Source organism: Mycolicibacterium neoaurum ATCC 25795 (genome assembly GCF_000691525.1).
GTDB lineage: Bacteria > Actinomycetota > Actinomycetes > Mycobacteriales > Mycobacteriaceae > Mycobacterium > Mycobacterium neoaurum.
The window spans coordinates 1-22,354 of the sequence record NZ_JMDW01000023.1; the positions used below are offsets into that span (position 1 = coordinate 1).

Here is a 22,354-nt window from a genome sequence, read left to right on the forward strand (position 1 = left end):
CGCGACCGCCACCCCTGGTTCATCCCACCCCACACACCCGGCGGACCCGAACCGGCGCATCTACGGTCCCACGCCCGCCGCACCCTGACCGACCTACCCGCCGCCGCATAACCCAAAGCCACAGCGCACCTTGACAACTGAACAGAGAAGCTGGGTCGTCCCATCAGGAGACCTGCGCCGCCTCGTCGGCGGTGATCTTCAGCACTGCCTCGTGGATGAGTGCGAGTACGGCATCGAGCACCGCGCCCGCGTGCTTGCCGCGCGCATAACTGCGCAGCACCACGCGGCGGGTCCCCAGGCCTGGCACGTCGACCGTCTCGACACCGTCCTGCGGCATGCCGCGCAGCGCAAGCATCGGGATCAGCGTCATGCCCTCGCCGGCGGCCACCAGCGCCAAGGCCGTCTGGGTGCCGAAGTAGCGATGCACGATCGGCTGGTTCAGCCCGATGGAGCGGCTCAGCCGTGCAGCCGCGCGAGCCGTGGCCGACGACGGCTCTACACCGACCCACGGCAATGGCAAGCGTCCCAGCTCGGTCACATCGGTAGCCAAGGTGCCGGCCGGCACGACCAGCTTCCACGGCTCGTCGAGCAGCGGTACCTCGACGATGCCCGCCGGAGGGCGCTTCGGGATGTCCGCGGAGTCCAATTCGACGATGGCGGCGTCCAATTCGCCATCCTTGAGGGAGCGCATCAGCGGTTCCTGGTCGGCCTCGACGACCTCGAACCGGATACCGGGCAGTTGGTGGCGCCACTCCGGGAGCATCGGCGCGATCACCACCGACAGGAAACTCTGGAACCCGCCGAGGCGCATCGTGCCGTGGATCTCGGCTTCGCCTCGCTCGAGCTGCAACTGTGCCTCGGCGAGTGCACGTTCGATCTGCTGGGCGGCCTCGGCCAGGATCTGGCCCTCGTGGGTGAGCACCGAACCGTTGGTGGTGCGGGTGATCAGGACACGGTCGGTCTCCCGTTCCAACCGGGTGATCTGCTGCGACACCGCCGACGGTGTCATCTGCAAGTCATCGGCCGCTGCGAGGACGCCGCCCTCGCGAGCCACCGCCAGCAGATAGCGCAGCCGACGCGGATCGATATTCATTCAGAAAAACTACACTGACAGTACACATCTATTCAATTGTGTTTAATGCGCACGGCACTGATACTTCTGCTGGCTTTGGTTGGCATGAAGGCGGTTTTGATGATTGCGGCAACCCTCGGTTGGTTCGGGGCGGCAGGCACGTTGTTTGCGTACCTGGCGGTCAGTCGTGGTTGGCTCGGCGGGAAGTCGCGCCGCTACGCAGCGCTCAACATCACGGGTGGCCTGATGGCTGGCGCGGCCGCCGCAATGTACGGCGCCTGGCCGAGCGCTGCATCGAACCTCGTCTGGGCGATGATCGGGGTCGCGTCCATGGCAACCCATCTGCGCGAGGTGCGCCACCACCGTCTGGTGCTCGTCTCGACCGTTCCTGCGCCCCGCTACTCGCTTCGGCGGGTCATCACCGCCCCGGGCACGCAGGTCGCGCCCGTCGCCGCCGAGGTGCAGACCTGCACCTGAGCGCACAGGATTACCGCACGCGCTGAGCGGGCACATCTCCTAGGTCACAAGTGACCTGCGCCACATCGGCGTGACGTGCAGGAGAGGCCATGACCACAGAGCAGCCTGTGAAGAAGACCGATGTCGACAGTGCCTTGATGGGTGGTTCCACCTACCGAAGTCTGGGTGAGCAACGGCTCAGTCCACAGGAAGAACGGTTCGAGAGAGGCCGCCGCACGACGGGTTTGTTCCTCGCGCCGGTCGTGGCCGCCGTGTTCCTGCTGCTGCCGCTGGATATCCCTCCGCAACAGCAGACGCTGGCCGGCGTGCTGCTCGCAGTGATCGTGCTGTGGGTGACCGAGCCGATCCCCATTCCCATCGGCGGCCTCCTCGGAGTCGCCGTCATCGTGTTCCTCGGCGTGGCCCCCGTCGACGAGGTGTTGGCGCCTTTCGGATCATCGACGGTCTTCACCTTCATCGGCGCGTTCATCTTGGCGCAAGCCATGCTCAAGCACGGTCTGGCCCGCAGATTCGCCTTCCGCATCCTGGCGTTGCCGCGGGTCGGGCAGTCGACCACCGGCGTGATCCTGGCATTCGGTGCGATCACCTGTCTGTTGTCGGCGTTCGTATCCAACACGGCCACGGTCGCGATGCTGTTGCCGACCGCGATCGGCATCATCGGCGTCGTCGCGAAAATCCTGCAGGCCCAGGGAAAGGTCGCCGACGACTTCGATCCCCTGAGGCTCAAAATGGGTGCCGCGATCATGCTCATGCTCGCCTATTCGGCCAGTGTGGGAGGACTGCTCACCCCGGTCGGCAGCCCGCCCAACCTGATCGGGCGCGGACTCATCGAGGAGGCGACCGGGGAGAAGATCAGCTTCGGACAGTGGATGGTGCTGGCCGCCCCGATCTGTCTGGCCATGTTCCTCGTACTGGCCCTCGTCCTCATCAGGATCAACAAGCCCGAACTCAAGCGGATCGAGGGCGTCACGGAGTACGTGGCCGAGCAGCGTGCAGAGATGGGGACGCTGTCTCGTGCGGAGAAGAACACCCTGATCGCCTTCGGAATCACGGTCACGCTGTGGGTACTGCCGGGCGTCATCGCCCTCATCTTCGGCAACGACTCGGACGTCTACACGATCGTCAGCGACCGTCTCGACGAGGGCACGGTCGCAGTCTTCGGTGCGGCGCTGCTGTTCCTGCTGCCCACCGACTGGCAGCAGCGCGAGTTCACCCTGCGCTGGAAGGATGCTGCGGCCATCGATTGGGGCACCATCGTGCTTTTCGGTACCGGCATCATCTTCGGTTCATTGCTCGCCGACACCGGACTCGCCGAGACCATCGGTACGTCGGTGGCCGACGGTCTCGGTTTCACCAGCGTGCTGGCCATCACGATCTTCGCGGTCCTGCTGGCCATCGTCGTATCGGAGACGACGAGCAACACCGCCGCGGCCGCCGTCGTCGTGCCCATTGTCATCCCCATCGCCGTCGCAGCCGGGGTCAACCCGTTCGTCCCGGCGTTGGCCGCCACATTCGCCGCCTCGTTCGGGTTCATGCTGCCCGTGTCCACGCCGCAGAACGCCATCGTCTATGGCTCCGGCGCCGTGCCCATCACCACCATGATCCGCTCCGGGGTGACCTTCGACATTGCCGGCGCGATTCTGATCATCGCGTTGTTGCCGTTGATGGTCGCGGTGCTCGGTCTCGGCGCGTGACGCGGTGTCAGCGGCGCCGGGAATGATACGCAGCGGCTAGTCTCGTCGGCGTGTCTGATGACCTCTGGGCCGCCGCGACCCGTCACCCGTTCCTCGAAGCGGTGCGTGAGGGAACCGTCGCCGCATCATCCTTCGACCGGTGGCTGTCTCAGGACGCGCTGTTCGTCGCCGACCTGCTGACCTTCCAGGCGCGCCTGCTGGCCCGTGCTCCGCGCTCGGCGCAGGGTGTGTTGGCCGGCGGATGCACGGCGCTGGTCGCCGAGTTGGACTGGTTCGACGGCCATGCCGCCGACCGCGGGTTGGCCCCGGACCCCGAACCGTTACCGACCACGCTGGCCTACCGTGAGTTGTTGCGGCGGTTGGACAATGAGCCGTTCGAGGCCGCCGCCACCGGCCTGTGGGTCATCGAGCGCGTCTACCTGTTGGGCTGGACCTCCGCGAAATCCGCCGACTCGCCGTACTCCGAATTCATCGACCACTGGACGGTTCCGGAATTCGCCGAGTATGTCGATGGCCTGGCCGAGCTGGCAGAGCCGCAACGTCACGCCGATCTGGTCGACGAGGTGCTCCGGCTGGAGGTCGAATTCTGGAACATGGCCTTGGCGGACGCGTCATGAGTCTGTCAGCACAGTTGTGGGCGGCCAATGCCGACATCGTTGCCGAGGTTCTGGACAACCCCTTCGTGCGGGGGATCGGTGACGGATCGCTGGACCGAGCCGCCTTCGCCGGGTACGTCGCACAGGATGCTTTCTTCCTCGAATCCTTCGCGCGCGCTTATGCGTTGGCCCTAGTACGCAGCCCAGATACGGATTCGCTGCTGACCTTCGCCGATCTCCTCGCCGGCGTCCGTGAGGAACTGCGTCTGCATGACTCTTATGCCGCCCGGTGGCATATCGATATGGCGGCCGTCCAACCGGCTTCGGCGACTTTGGCCTACACCGAATTCCTGCTGGCCACCGCAGCCACCGGCGAACTCGGAGTCATCTGCGCGGCGATGACCCCCTGTATGCGGCTCTATGCGCACATCGGTTCCATGCTGGACGCCGACAAAGCCGGGCCCTACGCGGAGTGGGTGCAGACCTACGCCGACCCTGAGTTCGAAGCGGTGGCAGCGCTTTTGGAGAGGCTACTGGATCAACACGGCGAGGATGTCCCGGCGGTACGGGAGGCCTATCGCCGCGCGATGCGCTTGGAACTCCAGTTCTTCACCGCCGCGTACAGCGCCTGAACCGCTACCGGTGACTACGCCTGCGAACCGTGGGCGATCGCATCGACCACCGCCGCGCAGAATGCGGGCAGATCATCGGGTGACCGGCTGGTGATCAGGTTGCCGTCAACGACGACCTCCTCGTCGACCACTGTGGCACCCGCGTTGCGCAAGTCGGTGCGCAGACTGGGATAAGAGGTGAGGGTGCGACCCTTGGCCACACCGGCCTCGACCAGCGTCCACGGTCCGTGGCAGATCACGCCAACCGGTTTACCCGATTCGACGAATGCTCGGACGAAGGCCACGGCGTCGTCATCGGAGCGCAGCTTGTCCGCATTCACGGTGCCGCCGGGTATGACGAGCCCGTCGTACTCATCCGCGCGGGCGTCCTTGACCAGGCCGTCGACGTGATAATTGCCGGACGGTTCCAGATCGTGATCACGCGCGGAAATGTCGCCGTCCTGCAGTGACAGGAGGGTCACGGTGGCGCCGGCTTTGTCCAACGCGTCACGCGGTTCGGTCAACTCGAGGCGTTCGACACCGTCGGTAGCGAGGATGGCAACGCTCTTGTCGGCGAGTGGGGCATGTTCATCAGTCATCCGATCTGGATTCCACGGCCGCGACGCGGCCAAACACCCGGGGATTCAGAACTGCACGCCGCGGGTCAGCGCACCATCGACCAGCAGATTGGTCCCGGTGATGAAGCCGGCGGCCGGGCTGGACAGAAATACCACGGCGTTGGCGACCTCCCGGGGCGTGGCCATCCGTCCCGTCGGATTCAGCGCGAGTGCGGTCGCGAACAGTTCCGGGTCGTTCTGCTCGATCGATGACCAGACCCCGTCGGGGAAGTACGTGTTGCCCGGACTGACGGTGTTGGCCCGTACGCCTTTGCCGGCCAGCTGGTAAGCCAGTCCCTGCGTGTAGTGGATGATTGCGGCTTTCATGGTGCCGTAAGGTCCTGCAGCAAAATCGATTTCGCGCCCGGAGACGCTCGAGATGGTCACGATTGAGCCGGAATTGCTTGCGTGCAGATGCGGCAGCGCGGCATCGACCAGACCGATGGTGCCCATCAGATCGACCTCGAAGCTGGTGCGCCAGTTGTCCGCCGACTCCGGGATGGCCAGGGCGCTGACATTGGCCACCACGCCGTCCAGACCGCCGAGCGCCTCGGCACTTGCATCCACCCAGGCCGCGAGGGCGGCGGTGGCGCCGACATCGACAGCCGTTCCGATGGCACCACTGCCGAGTTCCTGCTGGGCCGTGGCAACAGCCTCGGAGGTGCGGGCGCAGAAGGCCACCGTCGCCCCCTCGGCGAGGAGGCCCTCGACCACCGCCCGCCCGATACCGCGGGTACCGCCGGTGACCGCGAAACGCTTGCCCTTGAGTCCGAGATCCATCGGTCCTGCTCCTCAGTAGGTGATGCTGCCCAGAGTTTTTGCGGCAGAACGAAGCTCGGCATGCACACCGCCATATGCCGCGGCGGTGGGCAACAGCTTCTTTTCGATCTTCGTCACCGAACTGTAGTTGGTGTCGACGACGTTCGCGATCGGTGCCAACGAGATCTGGGTCAGCAGCTGGTAGGCGTCGAAGCGGTCCAGCCCGTAGAGCTCCCCGAGCCAGGTGATCATCTCGACCTGTCCGGCCCGCCAGGCCTCCTCCAGCGGGCGGCCCGAGCCGATACACATCAGGTGGGTATCGGTCTCCAGTCGCGGCCACGCGGGACCGCCACCCTTGATCAGGTCGACGATCGCCGTGACGTTCATGGCGCCCTCCACGGCCGTGCCGCACGACTCGCCCTCACCCTGGCGGTAATGACCGTCGCCGAGGGAGAACAGGGCACCAGGCACGTTGACCCGCAGGTAACAGGTTGCGCCTGCGGTCATCTCCGGGGTGTCCATGTTGCCGCCGAACACGTCGGGTACCAACGAGGTGCGCACCTCTCGGCGGGCAGGGGCCACCCCCACCGTGCCGAGCATCGGGTTGGCCGGTAGTGCGACTTCGAAGTTGCTGCCGTGCGCCGAGAAGCCGACGGTGTGGGTCGCCGAATCGTATTCGTAGATCCAGGTGCGTTCGGGCAGCGGTTCCTGAAGTGTCGGGTTGACCGGAACACTGGTCAATCCGCCGAAGAACGGGATCAGGGTGGACGCACCCCAGCCGCGGGCCGGAGTCAGGTCCACCAGATGCACGGCGAGCGTATCGCCCGGTTCGGCACCCTCGATCCAGAACGGACCGGTCTGCGGGTTGAGGTCCTCGGTGTCCAGTGCGGAACTGGCGATGTCATCGGCGCTGGTGATGCGCCCACCGTAGGCATCCTCGGTCCACAATCGCAGGGCCGTCCGTGGCTTGATCCGCATGACCGGTTCGGCACCGCCGAAGGTGAAGGCGAACTGCTCGGGTGTCGGGACGAAGGTGATGTGGTCCATGGCTCCATCCTTGTCGCACCGCGCCCGTGCGCGCCACCGATGTCCGAAAGATGTTGCAGTGCAGTGTTACCGAGTAGCCCGACTCTTCGTCCGCTGTCTTCCGCCGATGCTGACCCGGACTGCCGGGCCGTCAACATCCAGCCAGCTGCGTTCGACAGCCGCCATGGCCGGACGCAGTTCATCGTGCAATGCGGTGCCGCGTGCGCTGAGATACACCCGCACCTTGCGGCGGTCGAACTCATCGACCTCGCGGTACACCAGCGAACGGGACACCAGCTTGTCGACCACGCGGGTCTGGGTCGGCCCGGCGATCTGCGTGGTGGCCTGCAGTTCGGCCATCGTCAAGCCGTCACCGGATGCCAGGGCGGCGATGACGAGCCAATGGTCCAACCCGAGATCGGTACCCTGCAGTTCGGCTTCCAGGTCGGCACCGAGGCGTCGGGCAGCGCGCATCACGACGAGTGCCATCGAATTGCCTGCATCCTTTGCCGGCGACGCGCTCGACATGACGAATATCCCCTCAAACCTTGCCGATCGCGTGTGAAGCGCGCGATACTTCCAGTTGAAAACGATAGCAGTTGTACGCCCGTAAGCACAGGTGAGGACGAGAAGATGACGGGTCCGCCCTCGGCAGGTGGCGACCCCGAGCGTTGGCGGATAGCCATGGTCGTCCCGCTCCAAGGACCGGGCGGGATTTTCGGACCCGCCTGCGAGGCCGTCAGTCACCTCGTCGCCCAGGACCTCAATGCCGCGGGCGGTGTCCTTGGCCGGGAAGTGCAGGTCGAGGTTGTCGACGGGGGAGCGGCGCCTGTCGTGGTCGCGGACCGGATCGATGCGCTCATCAGATCCGGCCGCATCGACGCGGTCAGCGGCTGGCACATCTCTTCGGTGCGTAACGCGCTCGCGCCGGTGGTCGCCGGACGGGTGCCCTATGCGTACCCGGCGTTGTACGAAGGGGGCGAGCGGCGGCGCGATATCTACTGCTGCGGGGAGACCCCGGACGCGCAGATCGCTCCGGCGTTGCGATGGCTTCGCGACAATCTCGGTGCGCGTAGGTGGTTCATCGTCGGTGATGATTATGTCTGGCCGCGATCGTCGATGGATTCGGTGCGCCGCTACGCACGCGAACTCGATCTGGACATCGTCGGCGGTCGGTTCGTCGATCTCGGCAGTGCCGATATGACAGAGGTGGTCCGCGCGGCGGTGGCATCAGGTTGTGATGCCGTTCTGATGTTGCTGGTCGGCCACGACGCCATCGAGTTCAACCGCACATGCGCCGAAATGGGCGCCGATGCGGCGTTCTTGCGGTTCAGCCCACTGATGGATGAGAGCATGCTGCTGGCCAGTGGTGATGACGGCACACGTCGACTCTTCTCGTCAGCATCCTATTTTCGCTCGATTGTAGGTGCCGGCCCGATGGAACTGCTGGGCCGCTATCTGGAGTTGCACGGTACGGCCGCGCCTCCGCTGAGCGGAATCGCCGAGTCGTGCTACGAGGGACCGCAGCTGCTTGCCCGACTCATCCATCGGGTCGGCCGGCTGACCGATATCGCCACCGCGGACGAGATCTCGTATGAGAGCCCAAGGGGCACTGTCAAATTCCGGTACGACGGAACATCGCAGCCAGTGCACCTGGCGATCGCCGACGGGTTCGACTTCGAGGTGCTCACCACGCTGTCGCGACGCTGAATCGATCGCGGACCGCCACGCGCCCTTGACACTGTGGCCCGGCTCACATACTTTCATTTGGAGATAATCCAGATGAAATCAATGACGAGGTGTCGAGTGAACTATGTCGGATTGCTCTATGTCGGCGCAGTACTTTTCGTCAACGGTCTGATGCTGCTCGGGCGCGTGCCCGCCCGTTCCGCGGCAGTGCTTAACCTCTTCGTGGGAGCGCTGCAATGTGTCGTCCCGACCGTGATGCTCATCCAGAACGCCGGTGACCCCGCTGCCGTGCTCGCCGCATCCGGTCTGTATCTGTTCGGGTTCACCTATCTCTACGTCGGTGTGGTCAACCTCGCCGGACTCGAACCCGAAGGGCTGGGCTGGTTCTCGCTGTTCGTCTCGGGCGCGGCTGTCGTCTATTCGATCCTGTCGTTCACGGTGTCCGGTGACCCCGTATTCGGTGTGATCTGGTTGTCGTGGTCGGTCCTGTGGTTCCTGTTCTTCCTCGTGCTGGGCCTGCGTCGCGAGGAACTGACCCGCTTCACCGGTTGGGCGGTGACCCTGCTGAGCCTTCCCACCTGCGCGGCGCCGGCCTTCCTGGCGCTCACCGGCACCTACCAGACCTCGGGAGCGCTTGCCCTCGGGTGGGCGATCGGGCTCGCAGCACTGCTCCTGATCGCCAAACTGCTCAGCCCCGGACCGCGTCAGGTCCCCGTGGCCGCCGGTGCGGCATACCGCTGACGCCTGCCCCGGAAAGGGCCAATAGCGCGTCAAACCAATTGTTCGAAAACCATTTTCACCAAACAGAAGGAGAAGCATCATGCGTCACGGTGACATCTCGTCCAGTCCGGATACCGTCGGTGTCGCGGTCGTCAACTACAAGATGCCCAGACTGCACACCAAGGAGCAGGTTCTGGACAACGCTCGCAAGATCGCCGACATGATCGTCGGGATGAAGTCCGGACTGCCCGGTATGGATCTCGTTGTCTTCCCGGAGTATTCGACGCAGGGCATCATGTACGACCCCGATGAGATGTACGCCACCGCCGCCACCGTTCCCGGCGACGAGACCGACATCTTCGCCGCCGCCTGCCGGAAGGCAAAGACCTGGGGCGTCTTCTCCATCACCGGCGAGCGACACGAGGACCACCCGAACAAGCCGCCCTACAACACCCTGGTGCTGATCGACGACACCGGGGAGATCGTGCAGAAGTACCGGAAGATCCTTCCGTGGTGCCCGATCGAGGGCTGGTACCCCGGTGACACCACGTATGTGACCCAGGGGCCGAAGGGGATGAAGATTTCGCTGATCATCTGCGATGACGGCAACTACCCCGAGATCTGGCGCGATTGCGCGATGAAGGGTGCCGAGTTGATCGTGCGTTGCCAGGGGTACATGTACCCGGCCAAGGACCAGCAGGTGATGATGGCAAAGGCGATGGCCTGGGCAAACAACTGCTATGTGGCGGTCGCCAACGCCGCCGGATTCGACGGTGTGTATTCATATTTCGGTCATTCGGCGGTGATCGGATTCGACGGCCGCACGCTGGGCGAGACCGGCGAGGAGGAGTATGGCATCCAGTTCGCCCAGTTGTCCCTGTCTGCCATCCGTGATGCGCGGCAGAACGATCAGTCACAGAACCATCTGTTCAAACTGCTGCACCGCGGCTATTCGGGTGTGCACGCAGCCGGTGACGGTGACAAGGGTGTGGCCGATTGCCCGTTCGAGTTCTACAAGCTGTGGGTGACCGACGCGCAGAAGGCGCAGGAAGTTGTCGAGTCGATCACCCGTGACACTGTCGGCGTCGCGGATTGCCGGGTCGGCTCGCTGCCGGTCGAACAGACATCCGAGGCCTAGGAGTTTCTGGTGCCGTTTCTCACGGACATGTACCACGAGCAGAACGCCGCGCAGGACGACGACACCGGAGACACCGCTACGTTGCCGGATCGGTCTGTGGCGTTCGACCAGAGACTGTTTCGTGAGCGACTGGGCAGCAGAATCCTCGGTCAACCCGATGCCATCGACGCCGTCGCTCGTGCGGTGGCGATCGCCCAAGCGGGAATCACCGATCCCGGTCGGCCGCTGGCCAGCGTACTGCTGGTCGGTCCGACCGGGGTCGGCAAGACCGAGCTGGTCCGTCAGGTGGCGGCCGAATTGCGGTCGGGACCCGACGACCTGTGCCGCATCGACATGGCGGCGCTGGCCCAAGAGCACTACGCCGCATCGTTTTCCGGTGCCCCGCCCGGCTATGCCGGCAGCAAGGAATCGTTCACCTTGTTCGATCGGAGCAAGATCGAAGGTGATCCGTTCACGCCGGGCATCGTACTGCTCGACGAGATCGAGAAGGCTGATCCCACGGTGATCCGCGCCCTACTGCACGTGCTCGACAATGGTCAGCTGCGCCTCGCCAACGGCCGGGAGACCATCTCCTTCCGCAACAGCTACATCTTCATCACCTCGAATCTCGGTTCGAAGGACGTGGCCGACGACGTGCGTCGACGGCACCGGCGATGGCTGCGCAGGAAGGCCGTTACAAGCGAGCGGTACTCGCGGAGCCTGGTCGTCTCCGCCGTCGAGGACTTCTTCGATCCGGAGTTCTTCAATCGCATCGACGAAACCGTCGTACTCGACCCCTTCCGGCCGTCGACTGCGCGACAGGTGACGATGCGTGAGGTCGACCTGGTATGCCGTCGGCTGGCGGCGGAATCTGTACACCTGGATGTGGACGATTCGGTACTGGATGAGTTGCGAGCCGGTGGGTTCGATCCGGTCTACGGTGCGCGCGGATTGCGCAGGACCATCCGCGAACAGCTGGTTGCACCGGTGGCCGAAGCCCTGCTTGTCACCCGCCCGGCGGGCCGGGAACCCGTGTCGCTGACGGCGTCGGTGGTCGACGGTCGCGTCGTGGTGGTGGCGCGCCCGGCCTAACCTTCGCGGGGTATCAGCCGCCGGAACTGGGTGACGTGCTCGGGGGTCAGCTCGTCGAGAGCGGTCACGCCGAGCAGTCGCATGGTCCGGCTGATCTGCTCGGACAGGATTTCGATCGTCCGATCCACACCGGCCTCGCCACCAGCCATGAGGCCGTACAGGTAGGCCCGCCCGATCAGCGTGAACCGGGCACCGAGCGCCATCGCGGCGACGATGTCGGCGCCCGACATGATCCCGGTGTCCAGGATGATCTCGGTATCCGCGCCGACGGCGGCGGCCACCTCGGGTAGGAGGTGGAAGGGGATCGGTGCGCGATCGAGTTGACGTCCGCCGTGGTTGGACAGCACGATGCCATCCACTCCGAGATCGGTCACCGCCCGCGCATCGGCGACGGTCTGGATTCCCTTGACGACGAGTTTGCCCGGCCATTGAGACTTGATCCACGCCAGATCGTCGAACGTGACGGTGGGATCGAACATGGTGTCCAGCAATTCGGCCACCGTGCCCGACCACCGGTCCAGCGTGGCAAAAGCCAATGGTTCGGTGGTGAGGAAGTCGATCCACCATTGTGGTCGTGGGATCGCGTTCAGCACCGTCTTCGCTGTCAGTGCCGGCGGAATGGACATCCCGTTGCGCTTGTCGCGCAACCGCGCCCCGGCGACCGGCACGTCGACGGTGACCAGTAGCGTGTCGTAACCGGCTGCGGCGGCCCGCTCGACCAGCGCCATGGAACGGTCCCGGTCTTTCCACATGTACAGCTGGAACCAATTGCGTCCGTGCGGATTAGCGGCCTTGACATCTTCGATGGATGCGGTGCCCATGGTGGACAGGGAGAACGGGATGCCTGCGCGGGCCGCGGCCCGCGCTCCGGCGTACTCACCCTCGGTCTGCATCATCCGGGTGAACCCGGTCGGCGCAATACCGAACGGCAGCTCGGAGCGACCGCCCAGAATGGTGCAGCTGGTGTCGACCTTGGACACATCGCGCAGGATTGCCGGGTGAAATTCGATGTCCTGGAAGGCCTGTCGGGCACGGGCCAACGACAGCTCGGCCTCGGCGGAGCCGTCGGTGTAATCGAATGCGGCCTTCGGAGTTCGGCGTTTGGCGATGGCGCGAAGATCCTCGACGGTCAACGCGCCCGCCAGGCGACGCGTGCGAGCATTGAACTCCGGCTTCTTGAACTGCATCAACGGAGCCAGGTCGGCGATCCTCGGGACGCGGCGTTGCATGTGTCGACCTTTCTACCCGGCGCGGCGGGCACGCTCTGGCATCGCCTGCGCCGACACACAACCTACCGCAACAGGCCCCGGCCGAGTTCATCGTCGTGTGCCCGCACACGGACCGACGCTGCAGCCAAACCGATTTCGGTCGGCAGCGCCACAGCGCCGGATGCGCCGGCGCTACTCCAGCACGAACACCGGAATCTGACGGTCTGTCTTGGTCTGGTACTCGGCATAGGGCGGATATGCCTGCACGGCCAGGTCCCACCAGTGCGCCCGCTCGTCACCTTCGACCTCGCGCGCGGTCAGCTCGACCACCTTGTCACCGTCTTGGGCGGTGACCTGCGGGTGGGCCTTGACATTGTGATACCAGGCGGGGTGCGCGGGATCGCCACCCTTGGAGGCGATCATGGCGTACTTGCCGTTTTCCTCGACGCGCATCAGCGGCACGTAGCGCTTCTTGCCGGACTTGGCGCCGGTGGTGGTGAACAGCACGACCGGTCGGTCGAGTACCTCGACCCCTTCGGTTGTGCCCTGCTCGAGGATGCGTTCGGTCTGTTCACGGACCCAGTCGGTGGGGCTCAATTCAGGATTCTCGGCCATGGGCTCTAGAACACCACATCGCGCCACATTGTTTCCGGTTTCGACGACAGGCTCACTATCTGGGACGCTGAGAACGTGACCGATGCCTTCATCACCGTAGCCGAGCTGGCAGACCTACTCGCTGCCGGCGAGCCGGTGACCGTGCTGGACGTGCGCTGGCAGCTGATGCAGCCCGACGGTCGTGCCGATCATCAGCGCGGGCACATCCCCACAGCGGTGTACGTGTCCCTCGATGGCGAGCTCAGCGATCACGCGGTGACCGGGCGCGGTCGCCATCCGCTGCCGTCTGGGACGCAGCTGCAGGATGCTGCGCGGCGCTGGGGCGTACGCCGCGGGGTGCCGATAGTGGTGTACGACGACTGGAACCGGGCCGGATCCGCGCGGGCCTGGTGGGTCCTGCGGGCCGCCGGTATCCAAGACGTACGGATCCTCGACGGTGGCTTGGGTGCGTGGACTGCCGCGGGGCACGCCCTGGAAACCGGGAGTGTCGAGCCCGAACGCGGCGATGTCGTGGTCGTTCACGAAGATCTGTACGCCGGCGCGATGCCGACCTTGACCGCTGATGAGGCCGCCGTCCATCCGAATCTGCTCGACGCCCGGGCACCCGAGCGCTTCCGGGGCGAGGTCGAACCGGTCGACGCCGTCGCCGGCCACATTCCCGGCGCCCGAAACCTGCCCAGCACCGCTGTTCTCACCGAGGACGGCACCGTGCTCTCCGAGGACGAGCTCTCCGCGCTGGGCTGGACCTTCGGTGGAAGCGAGCAGGTCGGTGTGTACTGCGGCTCGGGTGTCACCGCCGCGGTGCTGGTGGCGGCGCTGGCCGCGGCGGGGGTGGACGCCGCGCTGTTCCCGGGTTCGTGGTCGCAGTGGTCGTCCGACGATCGTCCCGTCGAGACCAGCTGAGCCGAGCGGCTAGTGGTGCGCGATCATCTTCACCGCGACCACGACGGCGCCCGCCGCGGTCAGTAGCAGCACCGCCAGCAGCTGCTGCCACCAGAGCAGCCCGGCCCGCCGTACCGCGAGATAAGCGATCAGGGCCATTTCGGCGACCAGGAACCACATTGCGATCCACACCGCGGTGGCGGTATCCATCACTCCGAAGCCCGCAAGCGCGAGGATCAGGGCCGGTGCCGCGGCGGCCTGCATGATCTGACCCGAGGCCGCCAACATCGACCAGGCTGCGCGGCCGCGCGGTGCGGCTCCCTCGACGCTGAGCCGAGCCACGAACTCGGCCAGCAACGCCGCCGCCCACAACCCGCCCGCGGCCACCGCGACATCGAGCACCCGATACCAGGCATTGGTATCGGCGTCGGTATAGCGGGCCAAAGCGGCCAATGTCGCCAGGCATGAGATTGCGCCGTACAACCGTTCCCGCAGTGCGGCGACGACGTGTTCGACGGGAGGCTCGGCCGTACTCATGACAGCCGCTCCGACAAGAAGGCCGCGATCTCCCGTATCGACGCGTCCATGATCGAACGGTCACCCTGGGTGTTGAACGCGTGGTCGGTCGGATAGCCGGTATGGACGACGTCGACACCGCCCGCGCGTAACCGGTCGGCCATCTCGATCATCTCCGGGCCCAAGGTGTCCAGGTCGCCGGTCTGGATCAGCGTCGGAGGCATCTTCGCCGGCAGGTCGTCGTCATAGTACGGTGAGGCGATCGGGTCGGCGTGACTCGCCGGATCAACGAAATACATTCTGGCGGAGAACTTCTGAAGTGTCGGGGAGATGATCGGGTTGGCCTTTGGTGACGTGCGGCCGGTGCGCGTGCAGTCGGCGACCGCGTAGGACAGCACGGCGGCTCTCAAGGCGATGCCTGCCTCGTGGGCGTACTGGGCAAGGTTCATGCTCAACTTGCCACCGGCACTTGCGCCGCCGACGCTGACGCGGTCACCGTCCCAGCCCTGCTGGTCGGCATGGTCGATCACCCACTGCAGGACGTCGGTGCATTCCTGCTCCGCCACCGGGAAAAGCACTTGTGGGGCCGTGTGGTAGTCGATGGCCAACACCGCGCAGCCCACATCGGAAGCAAGGAAGCGGCAGATGTGGGCGTCCTCGGCGGTGTTGCGCAGCACGAAACCGCCGCCGTGGATATCGATGTGCAACGGTGGGGCGCCGGGGCCGGCCAGGGGCGCGGACGGATGCGGCCGGTAGACGAAACAGCGGACCGGACCATGCCGGGTCGGCACCAGGACGGTGTCGGGCGGGCCCACCGGCAGGGCGGGCTCGGGGACACCGGGTGGGCGGAAGACCAACGGGGCGGTCTGTTGCGCCAGGTAGGCCAGGGCGTACTCCAGCGGCGTGATGCGGGGGCTCGCCATGGCTGTCACCGTAGCGGGTTTCGTGACGGCACGTTACGGACTCCGAATCGCGCCGATCGGATAGCTGGACCCGGTGCGCACCGCGATCCATGGTGGCGTGGTGGGCAAGCAGATCATCCTCAACGCGTTCGACATGAACTGTGTCGCTCATATCGTGGCAGGTACGTGGCGGCACCCGGAATCGCAGGCGGCACGGTACAAGGATCTGGAGTACTGGACCGACCTCGCGGCACTGCTGGAACGCGGACTGTTCGACGGCCTGTTCATCGCCGACGTGCTCGGGGTCTACGACGTCTACGGCGGTGGGCCAGACGCGGCCCTGCGCGCCGGAACGCAAGTGCCGGTGAATGATCCGCTGTTGCTGGTATCGGCGATGGCGGCCGCGACACGACACCTCGGGTTCGGCATCACGGCGGCGACGTCCTTCGAGCACCCCTATTCGTTCGCCCGCCGGATGTCGACGCTCGACCATCTCACCAAGGGGCGCGTGGGCTGGAACATCGTCACCGGGTATCTGGAGAGCGCCGCGCGCAACCACGGTCTGGACACCATCACGCCGCACGCCGTCCGCTACGAGATCGCCGACGAGTACACCGAGGTGCTCTACAAGCTGTGGGAGGGTTCCTGGGAGGATGATGCCGTCGGCACCGATCCGTCGCGCGCCCATTACGCCGACCCGGACAAAGTCCATGCGATCGACCACGACGGCGAGCATTTCCGGGTGCCGGGTATCCATCTGTGCGAGCCGTCGACTCAGCGGACCCCGGTGCTGTATCAGGCCGGTGCCTCGGACCGGGGTCGATCCTTCGGGGCGCAGAACGCCGAGGTGATCTTCATCGGAGCGCCCACAAAGGACTTGCTGCGCGAGGCCGTAGCAGATATCCGAACCAGAGCCTCGGATGCCGGACGTGATCCCTATGACGTCAAGATCGTCAACGGTCATGTCGCGGTGACGGGGCCGACTCCGGCCGCGGCCCGAGCCCGGCACGACGACTTCCGCAGCTATATCGATCCCGAAGGGGCTCTGGCGTTGTGGTCGGGTTGGCTCGGCAGCGATCTGTCCCGGTTCGACCTGGATGACCCGGTGGCGGTCACGGACAACGAGTTCCTGAAATCCTCGGTGCAGATGTTCGGGCAGGGACAGTGGACGCTGCGCGACTTCGTCGACGCGCACGCCATCGACGCGGAGGGCGGATTCAGCGTCGGCTCGGGCAGCGACGTTGCCGACGACCTGCAGTCCTGGGTCGAGGAAACCGATGTCGACGGTTTCAACATCACCAACGTGATCACCCCCGGTTCGTTCGCGGATTTCATCGCCCACGTCATCCCGCAGCTGCAGCGTCGCGGTCTCTACAAGACCGAGTACACGCAGGGGTCGCTGCGGCACAAGCTTTTCGGGCGCGGCCCACGGCTCCCCGACACCCATCGAGCGGCCGCATACCGTCGTACCTACCAGGATGCGACCCGATGACCGTGACAACCGAACCGCTGACTTTCGGCTCGGCGCGACTGGCAGCCCTGCTCGCAAGGGTCGGGGAGGGCGTACTGGAACGAGAACGCGCCAACGAGCGACCGTTCGGCATCATCGACCTGATCCGGTCGGAACGGCTGGGAGCGCTTCGTGTCCCGGCCTCCGATGGTGGCGGCGGAGCCAGTCTGCGCGAACTCTTCGCCACCGTGATCGCCCTGGCGGCTGCGGATGTCAACGTCGCGCACATCCTGCGCGGGCATTTCGCCCACGTCGAGGAGCGGTTGCGGCTTTCCGGTGCGGTGCGACAGCGTGCGATCGAGTTGGCGTTGTCCGGCGCCATCGTCGGCAACGCGTCCACCGAGCTGGGATCGGACCCGGCGGGCGGATTCGTCTGGCAGACCAGGCTGACGCCGGACGGTGACGGCTACCGGCTCAACGGCAGGAAGTTCTTCACCACCGGCACGTTGTATGCCGATTACGCCGAGGTGTTGGCCAGCGATCCTGATGACGCGTCGGTGATCGCGCTGGTGCCCACCGACCGGGCGGGTGTCACCGTGCTGGACGACTGGGATGGCTTCGGCCAGCGCGCGACGGGCACCGGCACCGCGATCTTCGAGGACGTGGCGGTCGCCGCCGACGAGGTACTGCTCTGGGCGCCGCCGGAGAGCGGTGCGGAGCGGCCGCCGCTGTACCACTCCGGGGCGTTCTTCCAGTTGTACGTGACCGCGTTGGAAGTCGGTGTGCTGCGGGCGCTTCGCGATGATGCGGTCGCCCATGTGCATCAGCGGACACGCAGTTTCACCTGGGCGCCGAGCCCGTCACCGCCGGACGATCCGCTCTTGCAACGCGAGATCGGCGAGATCGCCGCCGCGGCGTACGCGGGCGAAGCCACCGTGCTGGCGGCAGCGGATGCCCTGGCCGCGGCCTACGACGCGGATGTGTCCGGCACCGACCCGAACCTCGATCTGGCCCACGAGGCGTCCTTACAGGCCGCCAACGCCAAGGTCGTCGTCGACGCGTTGGGCCAGAAGGCGGCCTCGCAGATCTTCGATGTGGGTGGGGCCTCGGTGGTGCGCGCGGCACATCTACTTGACCGGCACTGGCGCAACATCCGCACGCTGGCTTCGCACAACCCGACGTCGTATAAGGCCCAGGCGATCGGCGCCTACCTCACCCGCGGCACCAAACTGCCCGGCAGCGGCTACTTCTGACCTGTGATTTGTGGAGTTTCAGCCGCCATGGTGGCGGTTGAAACTCCACAAATCGCAGACGATGGAACCGTTCGGCCGGCCGCTGCGTCCAAGTCAGCATGCTCGCGGACATCTTGCGTCGCCACGACGGCGTCGTCACCCTTGCCCATGCTCGATCAGCAGGCCTGGGTCAGGACGCCATCGACTACCGGGTGCGTACCGGTCAGTGGCGCCGGTGCGCGAAGGGGGTGTACTTCGCCGATGATCGGGAGTTCACCGACCGGGCCCGGATTCGCGCCGGCATCTGGGCCTATGGTGATCAGGCCGTCGGTAGCGGACTGACGGCGGCGTGGTGGCAGCGGCTCACACAGTTCGCGCCGGACGTTGTCGAGGTCACGGTGCCGAGAGAATGCCGACTTCGCTTCCAGCCCGGCACCAGATTGCGTCGCCGCGATCTCGATCCGCGGGAGATCGTCGAGGCCGACCATCTTCGGGTCACCGCTCTGCCGCTGACGGTTATCGAAGCGGCCGTCCGACGTCGCGGTGGTGCCGCGTTGATGGACGCAGCCCTACAACGCCACGTCGACCTGCGGGCGCTGTGGAGGGCCCACCTCAACAACAAGGGGCGCCACGGTTCACCGGCCGCGCGAATACTGTTGCGTGCCGCGGAGGACGGAACTCGTTCTGCTGCAGAGCGATTGCTGGGCAGGCTCCTTCGCTCGGCGGGCATCACCGGGTGGAAGGCCAACTATCCGGTCGCCGGCTACAAGGGCGACTATGTGTTCGTCGACCGCAAGTTGATCCTCGAAACCGACGGCTGGGCATTCCACAGTGATGCCGACGATTTCAACAACGACCGGGTACGACAGAATGCGCTGATTCTTGCCGGCTATCTGGTCTTGCGATTCACCTGGTTGGACCTCACCGAGTACCCCGGTCGGGTCATCGCCCAGGTCCAACGTGCCCTCACCCGGTGATTTGTGGAGTTCTAGCCGCCATGGTCGCGGCTGAGACTCCACAAATCACGCGCGGGTGAGGGCGCACGCGCGCGCCGCAAGAGTTTCGCTCAGCGTGGGTTGCAGTCACGGTTATTTTTATCCTGCGCGAGATACTCGGCGAAATCCACTGAGCCGACTACCTTCTGGGCGATGACATCCGAGAGCGACAACCGTCGCGCCATCGACTCCGTTCTGGAGAAGCTGGATACCTACGGGCTGGGCAGGCGGCAGTTCGTCAAGCTGCTGGCCGGCAGTACCGCGGCGTTGGCTTCCGCGGGCGCGCTGACGGCCGTCGGACGCCGCGATGCCGCCCGCGGCGGGGCGGTGGCCTACACCGACGGCCAGATCGCGCTGCTCAACTGGTCGTCCACCGGCGATTACCAGGTGCAGTGGGGCAAGGCTTTTCAAGAGGCTGCCGCGCAGCTGGGCTACAAGTCGGTGGTGCTGGACGGCAAGAGCGATGCCGCCGTGCAGTCCAACCAGTTCAACCAGCTTCTCACCCAGAAGACCACGGCGATCTTCGTCGGCCTCAACGACCCGGGCTCGTTACCCACGTTGGCCCATGATGCCAACGATCGGGGCGTGCTCTTCCAGGCCGCCTGGAACTCACCGGCCTGGTACACGCCCTGGCACAGCGATCGTTACGGCGACAAGTACAACTCTTTCCTGATGCCCGACGAGTACCTCTCGGTGAGCAAGGCCGTGGATGTGTTGGCCAAGCAGATCAACGAGGAGGGGACCGTCGTACGGGTCGGCGGCTACTACCCGTCGATCGACGGTCTGGAGGTGCAGCGCAGGCTGGCCGTGCACGACACCCTGAAGAAGTACCCCAAGATCAACTTCGCCGGAGAACTACACGCGAAGTATGACGCCGACCTCTCGCAACGGGCCGCGGCGTCCTTGCTGGCCCGTTATCCCGACACGGTCGGCATCGTGGCGGTCAACGATGACGCCGCCACCGGTGTCGTCGCCGGTATCGAAGCCGCGGGAAAGGTGCCAGGCAAGGACGTGTTCGTCGTCGGGGCCAACGGCTCGACCGCCGGTATCGACCGCATCGTCAAGGGCACCCAGTTGGTGACCACCGGTAATGTCCCGGCCTACCCGTCTTTCGTGACACTGGCCCAGTTCCACGATCGCCTCAACGGGTGGAAACCCGAAGCGGCCGAACGCTTCTACGGCTGGCACGCCGAGATCATCACCGCCCAGAACGTCGGTTCGTTCAAGGCCCGCTATGTCGACGGGCCGATTGCGGAGTCCTTCGACGTCCGCTTGCTCTCGCGCACCGAACATCCCACGGATTTCGATCTGCAGTTCGACGGCTACCCCGTAGAGGACCTCGAAACCATCTGGCCGGGGGTGCCGAAGCCCGAGGGATTCGAGTACCCGGAGTCCTATCTGAACGCCAAGCGCAATGGCGATTTCGACCGAATCCGCGCTCTCTACAAGGACCACTACCGGACCCCGGTGCTCGGTCCATCACCGTACAAGAAGGTGTGATGTGAGCACTGTGAACGGCGCACCGCGCCTACTGGCCCGCGGCATCGTCAAGACCTTCGGCGCGCATCGGGCCCTCAAGGGCGTCGACCTGACCGTCGGCGACGGCGAGGTGGTGGGTCTGATCGGGGAGAACGGTGCGGGCAAGAGCACCATCCTCAACATCGTGTCCGGAGTGTTGCCCTTCGACTCGGGCACCTTGCAGCTCGACGGCCGTGATATCGCCCCGAAGTCCTACCAGGACGCCAACCGGCTGGGCATCTTCCGGGTGTTCCAGGAAGCCGCGCTGATCGACTCGCTTCCGGTGTATCAGAACGTCTTCTTCGGCTGGGAGCAGCTGTTCCGGACCCGGCTCGGTGGGCTGGATCACCGCGCGCTGCGCAGGGCGGCCGCCGATGCCCTGAGCAAGGCCGATGTCGACGGGGTGGGCGTGGATGCGCCGACGGGATCGCTGACCCCGGGGCAGAAGCAGAGCCTGGATATCGCACGGGTCACCGCACTGGCCGATCTGCTCGAGGTGGCGCGGCCCGTGGTGCTCTTCGACGAGCCGACCACCGCGCTGGACTCCGAGCACGAGGACAACTTTCTGCTGCTGCTGAAGCGTCTGCGCGGGGTCGCCGCCGTGGTGTTCGTGTCGCACCGTTTACAGGAGATCATCGAATCGACCGATCGGATCACGGTTTTCAAGGACGGTGAGTCGGTGGCAGACCGCCCGACCGTAGGGGTCGACGAGAGCGAACTGCACCGGCTGATGGTGGGCCGATCGCGGACCGAGAATTACTACCGGGAAAACCTGCAGCGCAGCATCACCGAGGATGTTCCGCCGCGGCTGGTCGTGGAGGGCGTGGCCGGCGCCGGGGTGCTGCGCGATGCGACGTTGCAGGTTGCTCGCGGCGAGATCGTCGGGCTCGCCGGTACCGAGGGCTCCGGTAAGCGCGTGCTCGGCGAGATCATCGCGGGGGCGGTTCGACCGACCGCGGGCCGCGTGTTGGTCGACGGTAAGACGGTGGCGGGGAGCATCGGCGATCATGTCCGTGCAGGCATCGCTTATGTACCGCCCGATCGTTCCGACAAGGGCCTGGTGACCTCGTCGTCCATCGTCGACAATATCCAATTGGCTTCACTGCATGATCTTTTCGCGACCAAGCGGGTCGGGCTGTGGGCCGTCGGACGCGCGCGCAAGGTTGCCGAGAAGTATGTCGATGAGCTCGGCATCGTGGCACGGGGCATCGACGCGCCGGTGTCCTCGCTCTCGGGTGGCAATGCGCAGAAGGTGCTGATTGCCAAATGGCTGCTGCGTAAGCCGGATGTGCTGGTGCTCGACGAGCCGACCCAGGGTGTCGACACCGGTGCGCGTGAGGGGATATACGACCTGCTGCGGCAGGTCGCCGCCGACGGCACCGCGGTGATCCTGGTCAGCGATGACCTGCCCGAACTGATCGGCCTGTCCAACCGGATCGCCGTGGTGACCGAGGGGCGTGTGGTTGCCGTCGTCGACGCCCCGCCGGACGACAAGCCCGGTGAACACGATCTGGTCGCGTTGATGATCCCCGGCTCGACCCATTTACCTACCACCATTGGATGAAG

The 22,354-nt window shown here is 65.5% G+C and carries 23 protein-coding genes; 14 read left to right on the forward strand and 9 right to left on the reverse strand.

Annotation, left to right across the window (positions count from 1 at the left end):
* Window positions 1-163 precede the first annotated feature (163 nt).
* Window positions 164-1,093, reverse strand: coding sequence for a LysR family transcriptional regulator (locus IC40_RS0124710; RefSeq protein ID WP_030137342.1), 930 nt, complete (start codon window positions 1,091-1,093; stop codon window positions 164-166).
* Between the two features lie 45 nt (window positions 1,094-1,138).
* Here IC40_RS0124710 and IC40_RS26995 point away from each other — a divergent pair, with 45 nt between their 5' ends.
* The 4 genes from IC40_RS26995 (at window position 1,139) to IC40_RS0124730 (ending at window position 4,471) form a co-directional block, all read left to right on the forward strand.
* Window positions 1,139-1,549 (forward strand): CBU_0592 family membrane protein, encoded by a 411-nt coding sequence (locus tag IC40_RS26995; protein WP_234411546.1) that lies wholly within the window; start codon window positions 1,139-1,141, stop codon window positions 1,547-1,549.
* An 89-nt stretch (window positions 1,550-1,638) separates the two neighbouring features.
* A complete protein-coding gene (locus tag IC40_RS0124720) occupies window positions 1,639-3,243 on the forward strand; it encodes an SLC13 family permease (RefSeq protein WP_030137344.1) in 1,605 nt (534 codons plus the stop codon).
* A 50-nt stretch (window positions 3,244-3,293) separates the two neighbouring features.
* Complete coding sequence (locus IC40_RS0124725) at window positions 3,294-3,860, forward strand: TenA family protein (RefSeq protein WP_030137345.1); 567 nt, start codon at window positions 3,294-3,296, stop codon at window positions 3,858-3,860.
* Window positions 3,857-4,471, forward strand: coding sequence for a TenA family protein (locus IC40_RS0124730; RefSeq protein ID WP_030137346.1), 615 nt, complete (start codon window positions 3,857-3,859; stop codon window positions 4,469-4,471). The genes IC40_RS0124725 and IC40_RS0124730 overlap by 4 nt, the downstream gene beginning before the upstream one ends.
* 14 nt (window positions 4,472-4,485) lie before the next feature.
* Here IC40_RS0124730 and IC40_RS0124735 read toward each other — a convergent pair whose 3' ends face one another.
* The 4 genes from IC40_RS0124735 to IC40_RS0124750 form a co-directional block, all read right to left on the reverse strand.
* On the reverse strand, window positions 4,486-5,049 hold the full coding sequence (locus IC40_RS0124735) for a type 1 glutamine amidotransferase domain-containing protein (RefSeq protein WP_030137347.1): 564 nt from the start codon (window positions 5,047-5,049) through the stop codon (window positions 4,486-4,488).
* Window positions 5,050-5,094: 45 nt separating this feature from the next.
* Window positions 5,095-5,847 (reverse strand): SDR family NAD(P)-dependent oxidoreductase, encoded by a 753-nt coding sequence (locus tag IC40_RS0124740; RefSeq protein WP_030137348.1) that lies wholly within the window; start codon window positions 5,845-5,847, stop codon window positions 5,095-5,097.
* Window positions 5,848-5,859: 12 nt separating this feature from the next.
* The gene (locus IC40_RS0124745; RefSeq protein ID WP_030137349.1) at window positions 5,860-6,873 is read right to left on the reverse strand and encodes an acetamidase/formamidase family protein; all 1,014 of its coding nucleotides are present in this window, start codon (window positions 6,871-6,873) and stop codon (window positions 5,860-5,862) included.
* 66 nt (window positions 6,874-6,939) lie between these two features.
* On the reverse strand, window positions 6,940-7,341 hold the full coding sequence (locus tag IC40_RS0124750) for a MarR family winged helix-turn-helix transcriptional regulator (protein WP_234411545.1): 402 nt from the start codon (window positions 7,339-7,341) through the stop codon (window positions 6,940-6,942).
* 144 nt (window positions 7,342-7,485) lie between these two features.
* Here IC40_RS0124750 and IC40_RS0124755 point away from each other — a divergent pair, with 144 nt between their 5' ends.
* The 4 genes from IC40_RS0124755 to IC40_RS0124770 all read left to right on the forward strand — a co-directional run bounded on the left by IC40_RS0124755 (window position 7,486) and on the right by IC40_RS0124770 (window position 11,470).
* A complete protein-coding gene (locus IC40_RS0124755) occupies window positions 7,486-8,562 on the forward strand; it encodes a substrate-binding domain-containing protein (RefSeq protein ID WP_030137351.1) in 1,077 nt (358 codons plus the stop codon).
* Between the two features lie 96 nt (window positions 8,563-8,658).
* Window positions 8,659-9,282 carry an AmiS/UreI family transporter gene (locus tag IC40_RS0124760; RefSeq protein WP_030137352.1) on the forward strand — a complete coding sequence of 208 codons (624 nt, stop codon included), beginning with the start codon at window positions 8,659-8,661 and terminating at the stop codon, window positions 9,280-9,282.
* Between the two features lie 79 nt (window positions 9,283-9,361).
* Window positions 9,362-10,399, forward strand: a complete 1,038-nt coding sequence (locus IC40_RS0124765; protein WP_030137353.1) for an aliphatic amidase — start codon at window positions 9,362-9,364, stop codon at window positions 10,397-10,399.
* A 9-nt stretch (window positions 10,400-10,408) separates the two neighbouring features.
* A complete protein-coding gene (locus IC40_RS0124770; RefSeq protein ID WP_030137354.1) occupies window positions 10,409-11,470 on the forward strand; it encodes an AAA family ATPase in 1,062 nt (353 codons plus the stop codon).
* Here the strand turns inward: IC40_RS0124770 and IC40_RS0124775 are convergent.
* Both IC40_RS0124775 and IC40_RS0124780 read right to left on the reverse strand, forming a co-directional pair.
* A complete protein-coding gene (locus IC40_RS0124775; protein ID WP_030137355.1) occupies window positions 11,467-12,699 on the reverse strand; it encodes an alpha-hydroxy acid oxidase in 1,233 nt (410 codons plus the stop codon). The genes IC40_RS0124770 and IC40_RS0124775 overlap by 4 nt on opposite strands.
* A gap of 171 nt (window positions 12,700-12,870) precedes the next feature.
* A complete protein-coding gene (locus tag IC40_RS0124780) occupies window positions 12,871-13,293 on the reverse strand; it encodes a nitroreductase family deazaflavin-dependent oxidoreductase (protein ID WP_030137356.1) in 423 nt (140 codons plus the stop codon).
* A 75-nt stretch (window positions 13,294-13,368) separates the two neighbouring features.
* Here IC40_RS0124780 and IC40_RS0124785 point away from each other — a divergent pair, with 75 nt between their 5' ends.
* Window positions 13,369-14,196, forward strand: coding sequence for a sulfurtransferase (locus IC40_RS0124785; protein ID WP_030137357.1), 828 nt, complete (start codon window positions 13,369-13,371; stop codon window positions 14,194-14,196).
* 9 nt (window positions 14,197-14,205) lie between these two features.
* Here IC40_RS0124785 and IC40_RS0124790 read toward each other — a convergent pair whose 3' ends face one another.
* Both IC40_RS0124790 and IC40_RS0124795 read right to left on the reverse strand, forming a co-directional pair.
* Entirely contained in the window at window positions 14,206-14,712 is a 507-nt protein-coding gene (locus IC40_RS0124790) for a hypothetical protein (protein ID WP_030137358.1), read from the reverse strand.
* Window positions 14,709-15,614, reverse strand: coding sequence for an alpha/beta hydrolase fold domain-containing protein (locus IC40_RS0124795; protein WP_051644435.1), 906 nt, complete (start codon window positions 15,612-15,614; stop codon window positions 14,709-14,711). Before IC40_RS0124795 ends, IC40_RS0124790 begins: the two co-directional genes overlap by 4 nt.
* A gap of 100 nt (window positions 15,615-15,714) precedes the next feature.
* On the opposite strand from IC40_RS0124795, the gene IC40_RS0124800 reads away from it, so the two are divergent.
* The 5 genes from IC40_RS0124800 (at window position 15,715) to IC40_RS0124820 (ending at window position 22,352) form a co-directional block, all read left to right on the forward strand.
* Window positions 15,715-17,085 carry an LLM class flavin-dependent oxidoreductase gene (locus IC40_RS0124800; protein WP_030137360.1) on the forward strand — a complete coding sequence of 457 codons (1,371 nt, stop codon included), beginning with the start codon at window positions 15,715-15,717 and terminating at the stop codon, window positions 17,083-17,085.
* The gene (locus IC40_RS0124805) at window positions 17,082-18,296 is read left to right on the forward strand and encodes an acyl-CoA dehydrogenase family protein (protein ID WP_030137361.1); all 1,215 of its coding nucleotides are present in this window, start codon (window positions 17,082-17,084) and stop codon (window positions 18,294-18,296) included. The genes IC40_RS0124800 and IC40_RS0124805 overlap by 4 nt, the downstream gene beginning before the upstream one ends.
* Window positions 18,297-18,394: 98 nt before the next feature.
* The gene (locus IC40_RS0124810) at window positions 18,395-19,252 is read left to right on the forward strand and encodes a type IV toxin-antitoxin system AbiEi family antitoxin domain-containing protein (RefSeq protein WP_030137362.1); all 858 of its coding nucleotides are present in this window, start codon (window positions 18,395-18,397) and stop codon (window positions 19,250-19,252) included.
* A 171-nt stretch (window positions 19,253-19,423) separates the two neighbouring features.
* Window positions 19,424-20,770 (forward strand): sugar ABC transporter substrate-binding protein, encoded by a 1,347-nt coding sequence (locus IC40_RS0124815; RefSeq protein ID WP_030137363.1) that lies wholly within the window; start codon window positions 19,424-19,426, stop codon window positions 20,768-20,770.
* Window position 20,771: 1 nt separating this feature from the next.
* Window positions 20,772-22,352, forward strand: a complete 1,581-nt coding sequence (locus tag IC40_RS0124820; RefSeq protein ID WP_234411544.1) for a sugar ABC transporter ATP-binding protein — start codon at window positions 20,772-20,774, stop codon at window positions 22,350-22,352.
* The last annotated feature ends 2 nt before the right edge of the window (window positions 22,353-22,354 follow it).